Source organism: Streptomyces sp. NPDC050658 (assembly GCF_044457025.1).
GTDB lineage: Bacteria > Actinomycetota > Actinomycetes > Streptomycetales > Streptomycetaceae > Streptomyces.
In genome coordinates this window covers 88,521-102,092 of sequence record NZ_JBITGM010000014.1, presented here as the reverse complement: position 1 = coordinate 102,092, position 13,572 = coordinate 88,521, and the positions used below count along the sequence as shown (strand labels likewise).

Annotated in this window: 13 protein-coding genes; 5 read left to right on the top strand and 8 right to left on the bottom strand. The window is 70.4% G+C overall.

Annotated features, from left to right (window positions below; genetic code table 11):
• Positions 1–125: 125 nt before the first annotated feature.
• The 3 genes from ACIBKX_RS35890 (at position 126) to ACIBKX_RS35880 (ending at position 3,734) form a co-directional block, all read left to right on the top strand.
• On the top strand, positions 126–1,304 hold the full coding sequence (locus tag ACIBKX_RS35890) for a 4-hydroxybenzoate 3-monooxygenase (protein WP_363270115.1): 1,179 nt from the start codon (positions 126–128) through the stop codon (positions 1,302–1,304).
• A 60-nt stretch (positions 1,305–1,364) separates the two neighbouring features.
• Positions 1,365–2,741, top strand: a complete 1,377-nt coding sequence (locus tag ACIBKX_RS35885) for an MFS transporter (protein ID WP_363270116.1) — start codon at positions 1,365–1,367, stop codon at positions 2,739–2,741.
• A gap of 66 nt (positions 2,742–2,807) precedes the next feature.
• Positions 2,808–3,734 (top strand): Bax inhibitor-1/YccA family protein, encoded by a 927-nt coding sequence (locus ACIBKX_RS35880; protein ID WP_363270117.1) that lies wholly within the window; start codon positions 2,808–2,810, stop codon positions 3,732–3,734.
• A gap of 116 nt (positions 3,735–3,850) precedes the next feature.
• Here the strand turns inward: ACIBKX_RS35880 and ACIBKX_RS35875 are convergent, their stop codons facing one another.
• On the bottom strand, positions 3,851–4,081 hold the full coding sequence (locus tag ACIBKX_RS35875) for a DUF4287 domain-containing protein (protein WP_356262997.1): 231 nt from the start codon (positions 4,079–4,081) through the stop codon (positions 3,851–3,853).
• Between the two features lie 132 nt (positions 4,082–4,213).
• Here ACIBKX_RS35875 and ACIBKX_RS35870 point away from each other — a divergent pair, with 132 nt between their 5' ends.
• Positions 4,214–4,495 carry a hypothetical protein gene (locus ACIBKX_RS35870; RefSeq protein ID WP_363270148.1) on the top strand — a complete coding sequence of 94 codons (282 nt, stop codon included), beginning with the start codon at positions 4,214–4,216 and terminating at the stop codon, positions 4,493–4,495.
• 57 nt (positions 4,496–4,552) lie between these two features.
• Here the strand turns inward: ACIBKX_RS35870 and ACIBKX_RS35865 are convergent, their stop codons facing one another.
• The 3 genes from ACIBKX_RS35865 to ACIBKX_RS35855 all read right to left on the bottom strand — a co-directional run bounded on the left by ACIBKX_RS35865 (position 4,553) and on the right by ACIBKX_RS35855 (position 8,210).
• A complete protein-coding gene (locus tag ACIBKX_RS35865) occupies positions 4,553–5,371 on the bottom strand; it encodes a hypothetical protein (protein ID WP_363270149.1) in 819 nt (272 codons plus the stop codon).
• A gap of 299 nt (positions 5,372–5,670) precedes the next feature.
• Positions 5,671–6,891 carry an acetyl-CoA C-acetyltransferase gene (locus tag ACIBKX_RS35860; protein WP_363270118.1) on the bottom strand — a complete coding sequence of 407 codons (1,221 nt, stop codon included), beginning with the start codon at positions 6,889–6,891 and terminating at the stop codon, positions 5,671–5,673.
• Between the two features lie 317 nt (positions 6,892–7,208).
• Complete coding sequence (locus tag ACIBKX_RS35855) at positions 7,209–8,210, bottom strand: SGNH/GDSL hydrolase family protein (protein ID WP_399377036.1); 1,002 nt, start codon at positions 8,208–8,210, stop codon at positions 7,209–7,211.
• 181 nt (positions 8,211–8,391) lie between these two features.
• Between ACIBKX_RS35855 and ACIBKX_RS35850 the strand changes: the two genes are divergently transcribed.
• Positions 8,392–9,792: a cystathionine beta-synthase gene (locus ACIBKX_RS35850; protein ID WP_363277985.1), complete on the top strand. Its 1,401-nt coding sequence runs from the start codon at positions 8,392–8,394 to the stop codon at positions 9,790–9,792.
• Positions 9,793–10,063: 271 nt separating this feature from the next.
• Here ACIBKX_RS35850 and ACIBKX_RS35845 read toward each other — a convergent pair whose 3' ends face one another.
• From ACIBKX_RS35845 to ACIBKX_RS35830, 4 genes are read right to left on the bottom strand one after another with little or no spacing between them, the layout of a single operon-like run.
• A complete protein-coding gene (locus ACIBKX_RS35845) occupies positions 10,064–10,486 on the bottom strand; it encodes a hypothetical protein (protein ID WP_363277984.1) in 423 nt (140 codons plus the stop codon).
• Positions 10,473–11,918: a cytosine permease gene (locus ACIBKX_RS35840; RefSeq protein ID WP_363277983.1), complete on the bottom strand. Its 1,446-nt coding sequence runs from the start codon at positions 11,916–11,918 to the stop codon at positions 10,473–10,475. The genes ACIBKX_RS35845 and ACIBKX_RS35840 overlap by 14 nt, the downstream gene beginning before the upstream one ends.
• A gap of 14 nt (positions 11,919–11,932) precedes the next feature.
• A complete protein-coding gene (locus ACIBKX_RS35835) occupies positions 11,933–12,880 on the bottom strand; it encodes an ABC transporter substrate-binding protein (protein WP_363277987.1) in 948 nt (315 codons plus the stop codon).
• A gap of 20 nt (positions 12,881–12,900) precedes the next feature.
• Positions 12,901–13,572 (bottom strand): ABC transporter permease, encoded by a 672-nt coding sequence (locus ACIBKX_RS35830; RefSeq protein ID WP_363277982.1) that lies wholly within the window; start codon positions 13,570–13,572, stop codon positions 12,901–12,903.

The following is a 13,572-nucleotide window of genomic DNA, read 5'->3' as shown; positions in this document are numbered from 1 at the left end:
GCCCCGAAACCGTTGACAGCCGCTGGGTCCGGTCGGAGACTCCCGTCAGCACATTATGAACGAAAGTTCACCAGGCGAACAAGTCGAGTTCGGGTGAGCGCGTTCGGGAGCGAAGGGATCGATCGATGCGCACCACCGTCGGAATCATCGGAGCCGGACCCGCGGGCCTGCTCCTGGCCCGCCTGCTGCACAACGCCGGCATCGATTCCGTCGTCCTGGAGAGCCGGGACCGCGCCTACGTGGAGCAGCGCCAGCGCGCCGGAATCCTGGAGCAGGGCACCGTCGACGTCCTGCGCGAGGCCGGTGTCGCCGCCCGCATGGACCGCGAGGGCATCCCGCACGACGGCATCGAGCTGCGCTTCGACCGCCGCAGGCACCGCGTCGACTTCCCCGCGCTCACCGGCGGCCGGTCCGTGATGGTCTACGCCCAGACCGAGGTCTGCAAGGACCTCATAGCCCTCCAGCTCGCGGCGGGCGGCCCGCTGCTCTTCGAGGCGGAGGCCCTCTCCGTAGAGGGCGCCGATACCGATCACCCCAGCATCCGCTTCCGCCACCAGGGCCGCGAGGACGTCCTGGAGTGCGACTACGTAGTGGGCTGCGACGGCTCCTGGGGCGTGGCCCGCAAGGCGGTCCCCGCCGACGTCTCCCGGGTCTTCGAGCGCACGTACCCCTTCGGCTGGCTCGGCATCCTCGCCGATGTGCCGCCCTCGCACGACGAACTGGTCTACGCCCGCCACGACCGCGGTTTCGCGCTGCTCTCCATGAGGTCGCCCACCGTCACGCGCGCGTACCTCCAGGTTCCGGCCGGGACGGACGCCGCCGACTGGAGCGACGACGAGATCTGGGACGAGCTGGACCGCCGCCTGGAGACGGACGACCGCTCCTGGACCCTGAAGCGCGGGCCCATCACCGCCAAGTCCGTGACCCCGATGCGCAGTTACGTCCACGAGCCGATGCGGCACGGCAGCGTCTTCCTCGCCGGGGACGCCGCCCACATCGTCCCGCCCACCGGCGCCAAGGGCCTCAACCTCGCCGTCGGCGACGTCGTCACCTTCGCCCGCGCGCTCGCCGAACTCCGCGAGACCGGCTCCGACGCCCGCCTGGAGGCGTACTCACAGACCTGTCTGCGCCGCGTCTGGCAGGCCGAGCGCTTCTCGTACGCGATGACGACGATGCTGCACCGCGCGCCCGACGCCACCCCCTTCGACGACCGCATCCGGCTCGCGCAGCTGGACCGCGTCACCACCTCCCGCGCGGCCGAGACCGACCTCGCGGAGGGCTACACCGGCTTCCCCCTCGACTGAGCCCGTCCCGCCGCACCCCTGAAACGTCCCCACCTGGTCCCACAGAGAAGTGAGAGCCCCGTGACCGCTCCCCAGGGCACCGCCCCCGAGCGCACCTTCAGATCTGTCGCCCCCGTCATAGCCCTGTGCTGGCTCGTCGTCTTCTTCGACGGCATGGACGTCAACATCTACGGCGCCGTGATGCCGCACCTCATCGACGACAAGGGCTTCGGCTTCACCCCGTCGACCGCCGGCACCATCGGCTCCTGGACCACCTTCGGCATGCTGATCGGCGCCCTCGGCTGCGGCACGCTCACCGACTGGCTCGGCCGCAAGCCGATGGTCACCGGCAGCGTCGTGCTGTTCTCGCTGGGCTCCGCGGTCTGCGCGCTCGCGCCGAGCGCCGCCGTGTTCGGCACCGGACGGTTCATCGCCGGGCTCGGCCTCGGCGGCCTGATGCCGATCAGCCTCGCGATCGTCGCCGAGTTCGCGCCGCGGCGCAGGGCCGCGCTCGCCACCGGCCTGATGATGACCTCGTACCACGCGGGCGGCATGGCGGCCACGGGCCTCGGCCTCTGGCTCGGGCCCGACCACGGCTGGCGCGTCGTCTTCTGGGCGGGGGTGATCCCGGCGGTCGTCGCCGTGCCCCTCGTACTGAAGTGGCTGCCGGAGTCGCCGGGCGTGCTCCTGAACAAGGGGCGGGTGAGCGAGGCCGAGGCGGTGGCCGCCCGCTATCTGCTGCCGTCGCCGACCCTCGCGGAGGCGCCTGAGGCCGGGGCCAAGGGCCGCTTCTCCGCCGTGGCGTCGCTCTTCACGCCGGGGCAGCGCCTGGCCACCCCGCTCCTGTGGATCGCGTCCTTCGCCGGGCTTCTCCTCGTCTACGGAGTCTCCACCTGGCTCCCCGAGCTGATGCGGGCCTCCGGCTACTCGCTCTCCTCCTCCGTCACCTTCCTCATGGTGATCAACGCGGGCGGCATCGTCGGCATGCTGATCGCGGGGCGGGCCGCCGACAAGTTCGGCGCGGTGCGGATCTCCGCGATCTGGTTCCTGCTCACCGCGTGCGGCGCCTTCCTGCTCAAGGCGCAGCTGCCGCTGGGTGTCGCGTACGCGATCGTCTTCGTCACCGGCATCTGGCTCTTCTCGGCGCAGGTCATGGTCTACGCCTCGGCCCCCTCGGTCTACACGCCGGCCCAGCGCGCCACGGGCCTCGGCTGGATCACCGGCGTCGGACGCACCGGCGCGGTCGTCGGACCGTGGCTGGGCGGCGCCGTCGTCTCCGGCGGCAACGCCTCCCTCGGCTTCACGACGTTCGCCGTGGCCGCCGTGCTGGGGGCCGTCGCGATCTCGCTGGTGCCACTCGTCCGGAGGAGCCGCCGAATCCCGGCCATGGCGGGAACAGAGACCCCCGCGCCGGACGTTCTCGGTCACAGGGAGGGAAAGATCCTCCCCAAGCACTAGCGCCTTGCTTTTGCCTACGCATTACTCTTGAGCCAAAGCCACACTCGGTGGCCATGGAGGAGTGAGATGAGGAGCAGCAACCCGGTCTTCTCGCGACGGGGGTTCAGCCGCGACAACGGCTACGCGGGCTTCGGCACGCAGCCGCAGGCCGGGGGACCCGCGGGCGGGACGCAGACCCAGCAGGGCAACCCTTACGCGCAGGGCAATCCCTACGCCGCGGGCCAGCAGGCCCCGACCAATCCGTACGCGACGAATCCGTACGCTCAGCAGGACCTGCAGCACGGCGCGCCCCAGGCGCCCGTAACCACCGCGGGCCGCATGACGATGGACGACGTCGTCATGCGTACGGCCACCACGCTCGGCACGCTGGTCGTCACGGCCGCGCTCGCCTGGGCGCTGCTGCCAGTGGACGACGCCAACATCAGCAAGTCCTACGGCATCGCGATCGGCGCAGGCCTCATCGCGATGGTGCTCGGCCTCGTCCAGGCCTTCAAGCGCAAGGCCTCGCCCGCGCTGATCCTGACGTACGCGGCGCTGGAGGGTGTCTTCCTCGGCGTCATCTCGAGCGTCGTCGACAACCGCATCGCGAGCGGCGCGGCCATGCAGGCCGTGCTCGGCACGATGGCCGTCTTCATCGGCGTACTCATCGCCTACAAGGCGGGCTGGATCCGGGTCAACCGTCGCTTCTACGGCTTCGTGATGGCCGCGGCGATGGGCTTCCTGCTGCTGACCGCCGTGAACCTGCTGTTCATGGTCTTCGGCGGCGGTGACGGCCTCGGCTTCCGCAGCGGCGGCCTCGGCATCGTCTTCGGCATCGTCGGCATCCTGCTCGGCGCCTGCTTCCTGGCCCTGGACTTCAAGCAGGTCGAGGACGGCATCGCGTACGGCGCTCCGAAGGAGGAGGCCTGGCTCGCGGCGTTCGGTCTGACGATGACGCTGGTCTGGATCTACCTGGAGTTCCTGCGTCTGATCTCCATCCTGAGCAGCGACTGACCGTCAACCGGCAGACACCGAAGGGCCCCGCGGAACAGCTGTTCCGCGGGGCCCTTCGCCGTATGAGTGCCGTATGAGTGCCGTGTGTGTGCTGTGTGTGAGGGGGACAGGAGGGATCAGAGCAGCTTGCGCGCGGCCCGCCGCAAGTCGTACTCGTGAATGATTGCCTTGGCGTGCCCGTACGCGAGGTTGTGCTCCGCGCGGAGCCAGCTGACCTTCTCCTCGAAGCGGAAGAGGGAAGGGCCTTCGTCTACGGCGCGAAGCCAGTCGGAGACTTCACGACCGGTGCAGTGGGGGATGCGGGCGAGCAGATTGCGGTGGGTCTCCTCGGAGAAGACTTGGGACATCGGCGCCTCCGGACGCGTCGCGATGTGTTCCGTCCTTCACGACACCGTGCCTGAGCGTTGGGGCGTTGGCAACAGTCCCGTCCCGGCGCATAAGGTCGCCAGGTGCTTGATACGACGCCTTTGACGGCCGCAGTGGACCATTTCGCCGACCGGTTGCGGGCCGCCCCGCAGAGTCGCCTGCAGCGGGGGGCGGCAGCCGAAGCGCTCGCTCTGGCCAGGGAGTTGGCGGCGTGGGCGCAACGGGTGGAGGTGCCGGACGCCGAGCCGCGGGAGATGCCGGACGCCGGGATGTTCGCGGCGGCCGACCAGATCACTGTCGCGGGGCGGGACTTGGCCCTCGTACTGGACGACGAGCGCCAGCTGGCGGAGGCGCTGACGCTGGTGGAGAAGGCGCAGAAGCGCGCGGGGGTGTGAGGGGCGTGGGGGGCGTTCGGGGTGTGAGCGCCCCGGCGCCCCGCCTCGGTCGGACGGTCAGACCGAGGCGATGACGCGGTCCGCCAGGATGTAGATGTTCTCCGTGCCGCACTCGAAGGTCAGCGCGTAGGCGCCGGAGACTCCGGAGCCGCCGAGCAGGACCGGCGTGTGGCCGTCGCGCAGGGCGTCTGCGAGCTGCTCCGCGGTCTCGCGGTGGCCCGGCGTCATGCAGAGGGTCGTACCGTCCGCGAAGACGTAGACGTCAAGGGTGCCCAGCGGGCCGGGGCGGACGTCGGCGAGCGCGGTGCGGGCGCCGGCCAGCTCCTCCAGGCAGGCGACGGTGCGCTCGTGGTCACCGGCGCCGTCCGGGTGGGGCGTCTGGACCGGTACGAAGTCCGGGTGCGAGGGGTGGCGGCGGCGGGCCGCGGCCAGCTCGGGGGAGTCGCCCGCGAACTCGTCGGCGGGCTCGGCGAACGGCTCGATCACCGGCTCCAGACTGTCCGACTCGAGGCCGGCGAGGTCCGCCTGGCGGGGCAGGAACAGCTCGTCCGCCATGTCGGAGAGGCCGGGCAGGCCGCTGAGCAGCGACGGCGCGTCCGACGCGTCACGGGCTTCCTGGGCGGCCCAGAAGGCCCGCGCCTCGGCCAGCTCGCGCTCCCGCTCCTCGGCGAGGGCGTCGGCCACGGCCGCGCGTATCTCGTCGGCGTCCGCGGTGCTGCGGGCTGCGGGCACGGTGGGGTGCCCCGTCGCGGCCTGGCTCTGGGCCAGCTCGGTGCGCAGGGCCGTTATCTGCTTCCGCAGCCCGTGCACGGCGTGCAGGGCGGCGGCGCCCACGGCCGTGGCGGCAGCCGTGGAGAGCAGCAGGGCAAGAGGCATGGCGCTCACTGACGTACTCCCGGTTTCAAGTCGACCCCCGACTTCCTACATCAGCTTGAAGCCTGCACGATCCACCTGTCAGTGCATTACGTCACGAATTGGACAGGTCTTTCGGCCCGGTGTTTATCCATAGATCCGCGCTGACCTGGGCATATGCATCTCCCCCAGGAGATAGGTCACATCCTGGGGGAGATTGAGTCACGAATCAGTGGAGGTGTGAGGGGCGCATGGGGTGTGCGCCCCTCACCGGGGCGTACGCGGCCGGCTGAGGCGCTGGGCCCGCTCCGGTCGGCTTCCGGTCAGCTGAGGCGCTCGATGACCATGGCCATGCCCTGGCCGCCGCCGACGCACATCGTCTCCAGGCCGAACTGCTTGTCGTGGAACTGGAGGGAGTTGATGAGCGTGCCGGTGATGCGGGCGCCGGTCATGCCGAAGGGGTGGCCGACGGCGATGGCGCCACCGTTCACGTTCAGCTTGTCGAGCGGGATGTTCAGGTCACGGTAGGAGGGGATCACCTGGGCGGCGAAGGCCTCGTTGATCTCGAAGAGGTCGATGTCGTCGACGGTCAGACCGGCCCGCTTGAGGGCCTGCTTGCTCGCCTCGACCGGGCCGAGGCCCATGATCTCGGGGGAGAGGCCGGTGACGCCGGTGGAGACGATGCGGGCGAGCGGGGTCAGGCCGAGCTCGCGGGCCTTGGTGTCGCTCATGATCACCAGGGCGGCGGCGCCGTCGTTGAGCGGGCAGCAGTTGCCGGCGGTGACGAGGCCGTCGGGGCGGAAGACGGGCTTCAGACCCTCGACGCCCTCCATGGTCACGCCGGCGCGCGGGCCGTCGTCCTTGCTGACGACCGTGCCGTCGGGGGTGGTGACCGGGGTGATCTCGCGCTCCCAGAAGCCGTTCTTGATGGCTTCCTCGGCGAGGTTCTGCGAGCGGACGCCGAACTCGTCCATGTCCTGGCGGGTGACGCCCTTGGCGCGGGCGAGGTTCTCGGCGGTCTGCCCCATGGCGATGTAGGCGTCGGGGATGAGCCCGTCCTCGCGCGGGTCGTGCCAGGTGGAGCCCTCGGACTTGGAGACGGCCTCGGTGCGGGCCTCGGCGTCGGCGAAGAGGGGGTTGTGCGTGTCGGGCAGCCCGTCGCTGGAGCCCTTGATGCTGCGGGAGACCATCTCGACGCCCGCCGAGATGAAGACGTCGCCCTCGCCCGCCTTGATGGCGTGCAGGGCCATGCGGGAGGTCTGCAGCGAGGAGGAGCAGTACCGGGTGATGGTGCAGCCCGGGAGGTGGTCCATCCCCATCTGTACGGCGACGATGCGGCCGAGGTTGTGCCCCTGCTCCCCGCCGGGCAGACCGCAGCCGAGCATCAGGTCGTCGATGTCCTTGGGGTCGAGCTCGGGGACCTTGGCGAGGGCGGCCTGGACGATGGTGGCGGTCAGGTCGTCGGGCCGCAGATCCTTCAGCGAGCCCTTGAAGGCGCGGCCGATCGGGGTGCGGGCGGCAGAGACGATCACGGCTTCGGGCATCACGGACTCCTGGCGAGGGCGCGGGCGCCCTTGGCGGGCGGCGGCTGGCGGCTGGGCGGACTCCTTGGGAAGTTACCTGTACGTACTGCGAAGGTCATCGGGCTGGGCGTGTGATGCGGGCCGCATTTTACTAAGCGCTTGCTTTTTCTGGCGGGGGCGCCTTGGGCGGGGAGGGGCGGTTTCTGTCTGCGGGTCGGTGGGGGCTTGTCGCGCAGTTCCCCGCGCCCCTTCCAGGGGCGCAGGCGGTGGGCGCCCCTTCAGGGGCGCGGGGAACTGCGCGATCAGCCACAGGCGGCCCGCAGATGACGCAACGGCCCTTAGTTCGGCAGCGGCGATGGGTCCGGGGCATGGATCCGGCGGCGCCGCCTGCGCTTGAGGAGGGCCCAGGGCCCCCTGGGCCCCGTAGGCATCGCGGCGGCGACCTCCGTGCCGCCCTCCGAAGCCGCCTGTGCCGCTGCCCGGGCCACCGGCAGGAAGCCCTCGTGGCGGGAGACGTCGGGGCGCTCCTCCTCCGGCCACAGGCCCAGCGCCGCGCACAGGGTCGGGAGTACCGCCATCGCCGCCGTCGCGTACCCCTCCGCCGAGGGGTGGTAGTTGTCCGGGCCGAACAGTTCCCGCGGGTTCGCCGCGAACTCGGGGCCCAGGAGGTCGCCCAGGGAGACCGTTCGGCCGCCCTGTTCCACGACGCCGATCGTCTGCGCGGCGGCCAGCTGGCGTGACACCCGTCGTGCCATCCAGCGCAGGGGCTGGTAGACGTTCTCGACCGTGCCGAGGTCCGGGCACGTGCCCACGACCACCTCCGCCCCGACCGTACGAAGCCGCCGCACCGCCGCCGCCAGACAGCGGACCGAACGCGTCGCCGGCATCCGGTGCGTCACGTCGTTCGCGCCGATCATGACGACGCAGACGTCCGGGACCCAGGACGGGTCGGAGAGGATCAGCGTCACCTGGCGGTCCAGGTCGTCCGACTGGGCCCCCGGCTGCGCCACGTTCCGCAGCTCCACCGGGCGCTCCGCCACCGCCGCGAGCCCCGAGGCCAGCAGCGCGGCCGGTGTCTGCCGGGCCCGGTGCACCCCCTGCCCCGCCGCCGTCGAATCCCCGAGCATCGCGAAGCGCAAGGGCTCGGCGCAGTCCGGCCGGTCCGCGAACGCCCCGCCGTACCGCCCGTCGGCCACCGGCGGCGCCGCATGCTCCCCGTTGTTGCCCACCGACCGCTTCGCCAGCTGCACCTCGGCGAGGACCACTCCCACGGTCGCCGCCCCGAGCAGCCCGATGCCTCCGCCGCCGTACGCCGCGCCCGCGGCGATCCGCCGCGCCACCCTCGCCCTCGACATGCCCTGCAGCCACCTCCTCGTAGCCATACCGCCCTACATCAACTCATTGCCCCGTAGGGACGGTCGGCCAATCGCTCGCGGAGGTGAACGACTGAACGGGAGCCGAAGGGGAGCCTTAGGCTGACGACACCCATTCGTCGCACTACATCGCAGCCCGGAGACAACGGTGCAATTCCACGACTCGATGATCAGTCTCGTCGGCAACACCCCGCTGGTGAGGCTCAACAACGTGACCGCGGGCATCCAGGCGACCGTCCTGGCCAAGGTCGAGTACTTCAACCCCGGTGGTTCGGTGAAGGACCGCATCGCGCTGCGCATGATCGAGGCGGCCGAGCAGAGCGGGGAGCTCAAGCCCGGCGGGACGATTGTCGAGCCGACCTCCGGAAACACCGGGGTCGGGCTCGCCATCGTGGCCCAGCAGAAGGGTTACAAGTGCATCTTCGTCTGCCCGGACAAGGTTTCCCTCGACAAGATCAATGTGCTGCGGGCGTACGGGGCCGATGTCGTCGTCTGCCCCACCGCCGTCGACCCTGAGCACCCGGACTCCTACTACAACGTCTCCGACCGCCTGGTGCGCGAGACGCCCGGCGCCTGGAAGCCCGACCAGTACTCCAACCCGAACAATCCGCTCTCCCACTACCACTCCACCGGCCCTGAGCTGTGGGAGCAGACGGAAGGGAAGATCACCCATTTCGTGGCGGGCATCGGCACCGGCGGCACCATCTCCGGTACGGGCGGCTATCTGAAGGAGATCTCGAAGGGCAAGGTCAAGATCGTCGGCGCCGACCCCGAGGGTTCCGTGTACTCCGGCGGCTCCGGGCGGCCCTACCTCGTCGAGGGCGTCGGCGAGGACTTCTGGCCGACGGCGTACGACCGCAATGTGACCGACGAGATCGTCGCCGTGTCCGACAAGGACTCCTTCCAGATGACGCGGCGGCTCGCCAAGGAGGAGGGGCTCCTCGTCGGCGGGTCCTGCGGCATGGCCGTCGTGGCGGCGCTGCGGGTCGCGGAGCGGCTCGGCCCCGATGACGTGGTGGTCGTTCTTCTGCCCGACTCCGGGCGCGGCTACATGAGCAAGATCTTCAGCGACGAGTGGATGAACGACTACGGGTTCCTGGAGCAGGCCGGCGACCAGCCTCGCGTCGGTGACGTACTGAGCCGCAAGGAGGGCGGCCGGCTGCCCTCGCTCGTTCATATGCACCCGGAGGAGACGGTCGGCGAGGCCATCGAGGTGCTGCGTGAGTACGGCGTCTCGCAGATGCCCATCGTGAAGCCGGGCGCGGGCCACCCCGACGTGATGGCGGCGGAGGTCATCGGCTCGGTCGTCGAACGCGAGCTCCTGGACGCCCTGTTCGCGCAGCGCGCCTCGCTCGGCGACCCGCTGGAGAAGCACATGTCGGACCCGCTGCCGCAGGTCGGCTCGGGCGAGCCGGTCGCCGACCTGATGGCGGTGCTCGGCGAGTCCAGCGGCGCCGACGCGGCGATCGTCCTCGTCGAGGGCAAGCCGACCGGCGTGGTCAGCCGTCAGGACCTGCTGGCCTTCCTCGCGGCGCAGCAGGGGCAGTAGCCGCGGGCGGCCACCAGGTGTGCCGTGGTCCGGACTTCGCGGAAGTGGTACGAGCGCGACACGTCCGCGCAGCACCCGCTTAACACGGCTCCGGCACATTGGTGGTTGTCGGCGTACAGGAACTCCGGAGCGGCTCCCGGACCTCTGAACGCCAGGACGCGGCCGGGTCCTGACCCGGCCGGCGTCCCTCGCGGGGACCGCCGTCGTCCCGCCCCCTGGGCAACCGGGGGTGCGGCGGTCCCCGCGCATGAACCTCAGGGGAAGCGGACGCTCAGTCGTCCCACTCCGAATTCCGCCCCCGGTCCCGGCGCCGGCCGAAGCGCATCCCGCGCATCGAATGCACCGCGTTCACCCCGACGATGCCGCCCCACGTCACGAAGAGGCCCGGCAGGTCGGCGTTGACCACGCCGATCGCCGAGAGCGGGATCGCCAGGATCAGCGAGACGATGCCGAAGCCGAAGCGCTCGCCCCACGAGTCCACCGCGTCGGCCGGCGCCCGGGAGCCGCGGGCGACGACCATCTGCTGCTCGGCCATGTGCCGGCGCATGCGCCGGTCTATCGTGCCGTCCAGGCGCTGCTCGACCTTCTCGAGGAACGAGTCGACCAGCGCGGACTCATACTCTTCGCCTAGCTCTCTGCGGGCGTGCAGAGTGGCGTCGAGTTCCTTCTTGAGTTCGGCGTCACGGGCTTCCATAGTCCTTCACGGTACGGAGTTCCGGCGCCTGTGACAGTGGGGCTATCCCCCCATTCTCATCGGGGTCAGCCCCTAGGGCATTGCGCCGGGCCACGAGCCAGTACAGGACCGCCGGGACGACCAGACCCACGATCCACGACACGTCCGCGCCGCCGAGCGGCTCCACCAGCGGGCCGGTGTAGAAGTGCGTGACCAGGAACGGGAGCTGGGCGAGGAGCCCGACGACGTACACGGAGAGCGCGTCCCAGCGCCATGCGCCGTACCGCCCCGCCGGGTCCGAGAGCGCCGGGATGTCGTAGCGCTCCTTCGAGATCAGGTAGTAGTCGACCAGGTTGATCGCCGACCACGGCGTGAAGAACGTCAGCAGGAACAGCAGGAAGTCCTTGAAGGACGTCAGGAAGCTGTCCTTTCCGAGGAGCGCCACCGCCGTGCCCGCCACCATGATCAGCGCGATGTACGCCGCCCTGCCGCGCGGGGAGAGGACCTTCTGGCCCCGGAATCCGCTGATGCTCGTCACCATCGACATGAAGCCGCCGTAGGTGTTGAGCACGTTGATGGTCAGCTTGCCCAGCGCGATCACGAAGTACAGGAACGAGGCGATCAGGCCCGTGCCGCCCAGGCCCACGACGTACCCGACCTGGTTGGCGAGGAAGGCCTCGCCCGCGCTCGCCGCCACCAGGACGCCGAACGTCATCGACCACTGCGAGCCGAGCGCCGAGCCGGACAGCGTCCACCAGAAGGTGGCCTTCCCCGACGTCGTACGCGGCAGATAGCGCGAGTAGTCCGCGACGTACGGACCGAAGGCCAGCTGCCAGGACGCCGAGAGGGAGACGGCGAGCAGGAACATCGGCAGGTCGAAGTGGGCGTCGGAGAGGAGTGCCGACAGGTCCACGCGGTCCAGGAGGCGGATGCCGAGGTAGACGAAGGCGAGCGCACAGATCACGCTCGCGATCCGGCCGAGCGTGTGGATGACGCGGTAGCCGACCGCCGCCGTCACCGCCGTGACCACCGCGAAGATGATGATGCCGGTGGTGTCGTTCGTGTGCGTCAGCTCGGCCGTGGCCTGTCCGGCCAGGACGCTGCCGCTCGCGAAGAATCCGACGTACATCACGATGACCAGGAGCAGCGGGACGACCGCGCCCTTCACGCCGAACTGGGCGCGCGACTGGATCATCTGGGGCAGGCCCAGTTTCGGGCCCTGCGCCGAGTGCAGGGCCATCACCGCGCCGCCGAGCACATTGCCCAGGAGCAGGCCCACGATCGACCAGACCACGTCGCCGCCGAAGACGACGGCGAGCGCGCCGGTGACGACCGCGGTGATCTGCAGGTTGGCGCCCAGCCAGAGTGTGAACTGGCTGAACGCGGTGCCGTGCCGTTCGTCGTCGGGGACGACGTCGATGGAGCGCCGCTCCACCAGGTCCTCAGCTGCCATGCCGCTCGACTCCCCTACTTCTTCGGTTGCTTCTTGGTGAGTCCGTGGCGCGCCGCCCAGTCGTTCGCGACGTCCTCCGGGTCCTTCTTGTCCTTGTCCACCAGGCGGTTGAGCTCGGTGAGTTCCTTCGTCGTCAGTGCGGCGCCGAGGCGGGCGAGCGCCTTGCGGACCGTCGAGTCGGCCTTGCGGTCGGCGATGAGCGGGACGACGTGCTGGCCGGGGATCAGGTTCTTGGGGTCGCTGAGCACGACCCACTTCTCGGCCTGGATGTCGGTGTCGGTGGTGAAGAGGTTCGCCACGTCCACGTCACCCTTCTTCAGGGCGCCCTTCACCAAGGGCCCCGAGGAATCAAGGGACTTGAACTCCTTGAACTCGACTCCGTAGACGTCCTTGAGGCCGACCGCGCCGACCGTGCGCTTCTTGACCTCGGGCGCCGCGCCGATGACGAGCTTCCCGTTGTGCTTCGCGAGATCGGCGAGGGACTTGAGGCCGTACTCGTCGGCGGTCTCGCGCGTGACGGCGAAGGCGTCGGAGTCCTCGGCGCGCCCGTAGGGCAGGATCTGCAGCCCGCGCGGCAACGCCATGGCGAGGGCGTTCTGCATCTCGCCCTCCTCGGTGGCCGTCGCCTTGGGGTCGAGGTAGTGCAGGAGCGCGCCCTGGTACTCGGGCAGCAGATCGATGTCGCCGCCCTTGAGCGCGGGGATGAGGATCTCGCGGGTGCCGAGGTTGGGGCGGACGTTCGTCTTCACGCCCTCCGCTTCGAGCGCGGCGGCGTAGAGGTAGCCGAGCACCTGGTTCTCGGTGAAGTTGGCGGTGCCGATGGTGACGCCGTTCTTGCTGGAGCCGCCGCCTCCGCCGCCGGCACCCTGGCCGTCGAGCGAGGTGATGCCGCCGCTGCACGCGGCGAGCGCGGGGACGGACGCGGCGGCGAAGAGTCCGCCGAGGAGAGTTCTGCGGTTGATGTGGGCCATCTGGCTTGCTCCTAGGCCGACTTGGCGGGGCGGTGGCGGAAGAGGGCGCGCTGCAGTGCGGAGAGCGCGAGGTCGAGGACGACGGCGACGACGGCCACGAGCACGGCACCGCCGAGCACTTGGACCAGATCACGCTGGGCGAGCCCGTCGAAGACGTACCGGCCGAGCCCGCCGAAGGAGACGTACGCGGCGATGGTGGCCGTCGCCACCACCTGGATCAGGGCGAGCCGCAGGCCGGTCATGATCAGCGGCAGTGCGAGGGGGAGTTCGACCTGGAACAGGACCTGGTGCCAGCGCATCCCCTGCCCCCGCGCGGCGTCCCGCACCTCCGGGTCGACCGCGGTCATCCCCGCGTAGGTGTTGGTGACGATGGACGGCACGGCGAGCGCGACGAGCGCGATGTAGACGGGCCACATGGAGAGCCCGCTGGCCAGGAAGACCAGCACCACCAGGCCGACGGTGGGCAGCGCGCGCCCGAAGCTCGCCAGGTTGATGGCGAGGAACGCGCCGCGACCGGTGTGCCCGATGAGCAGGCCGACCGGCAGCGCGATGGCGGCCGCGATGAGCGTGGCGAGCAGCGAGTACTGGAGGTGCTCGGCGAGGCGGTGCGCGATGCCGTCGGGCCCGGCCCACTGCTCGCCGCCGACCAGCCAGGCGCCGAGGTCCTTGAAGAGTTCGTACAT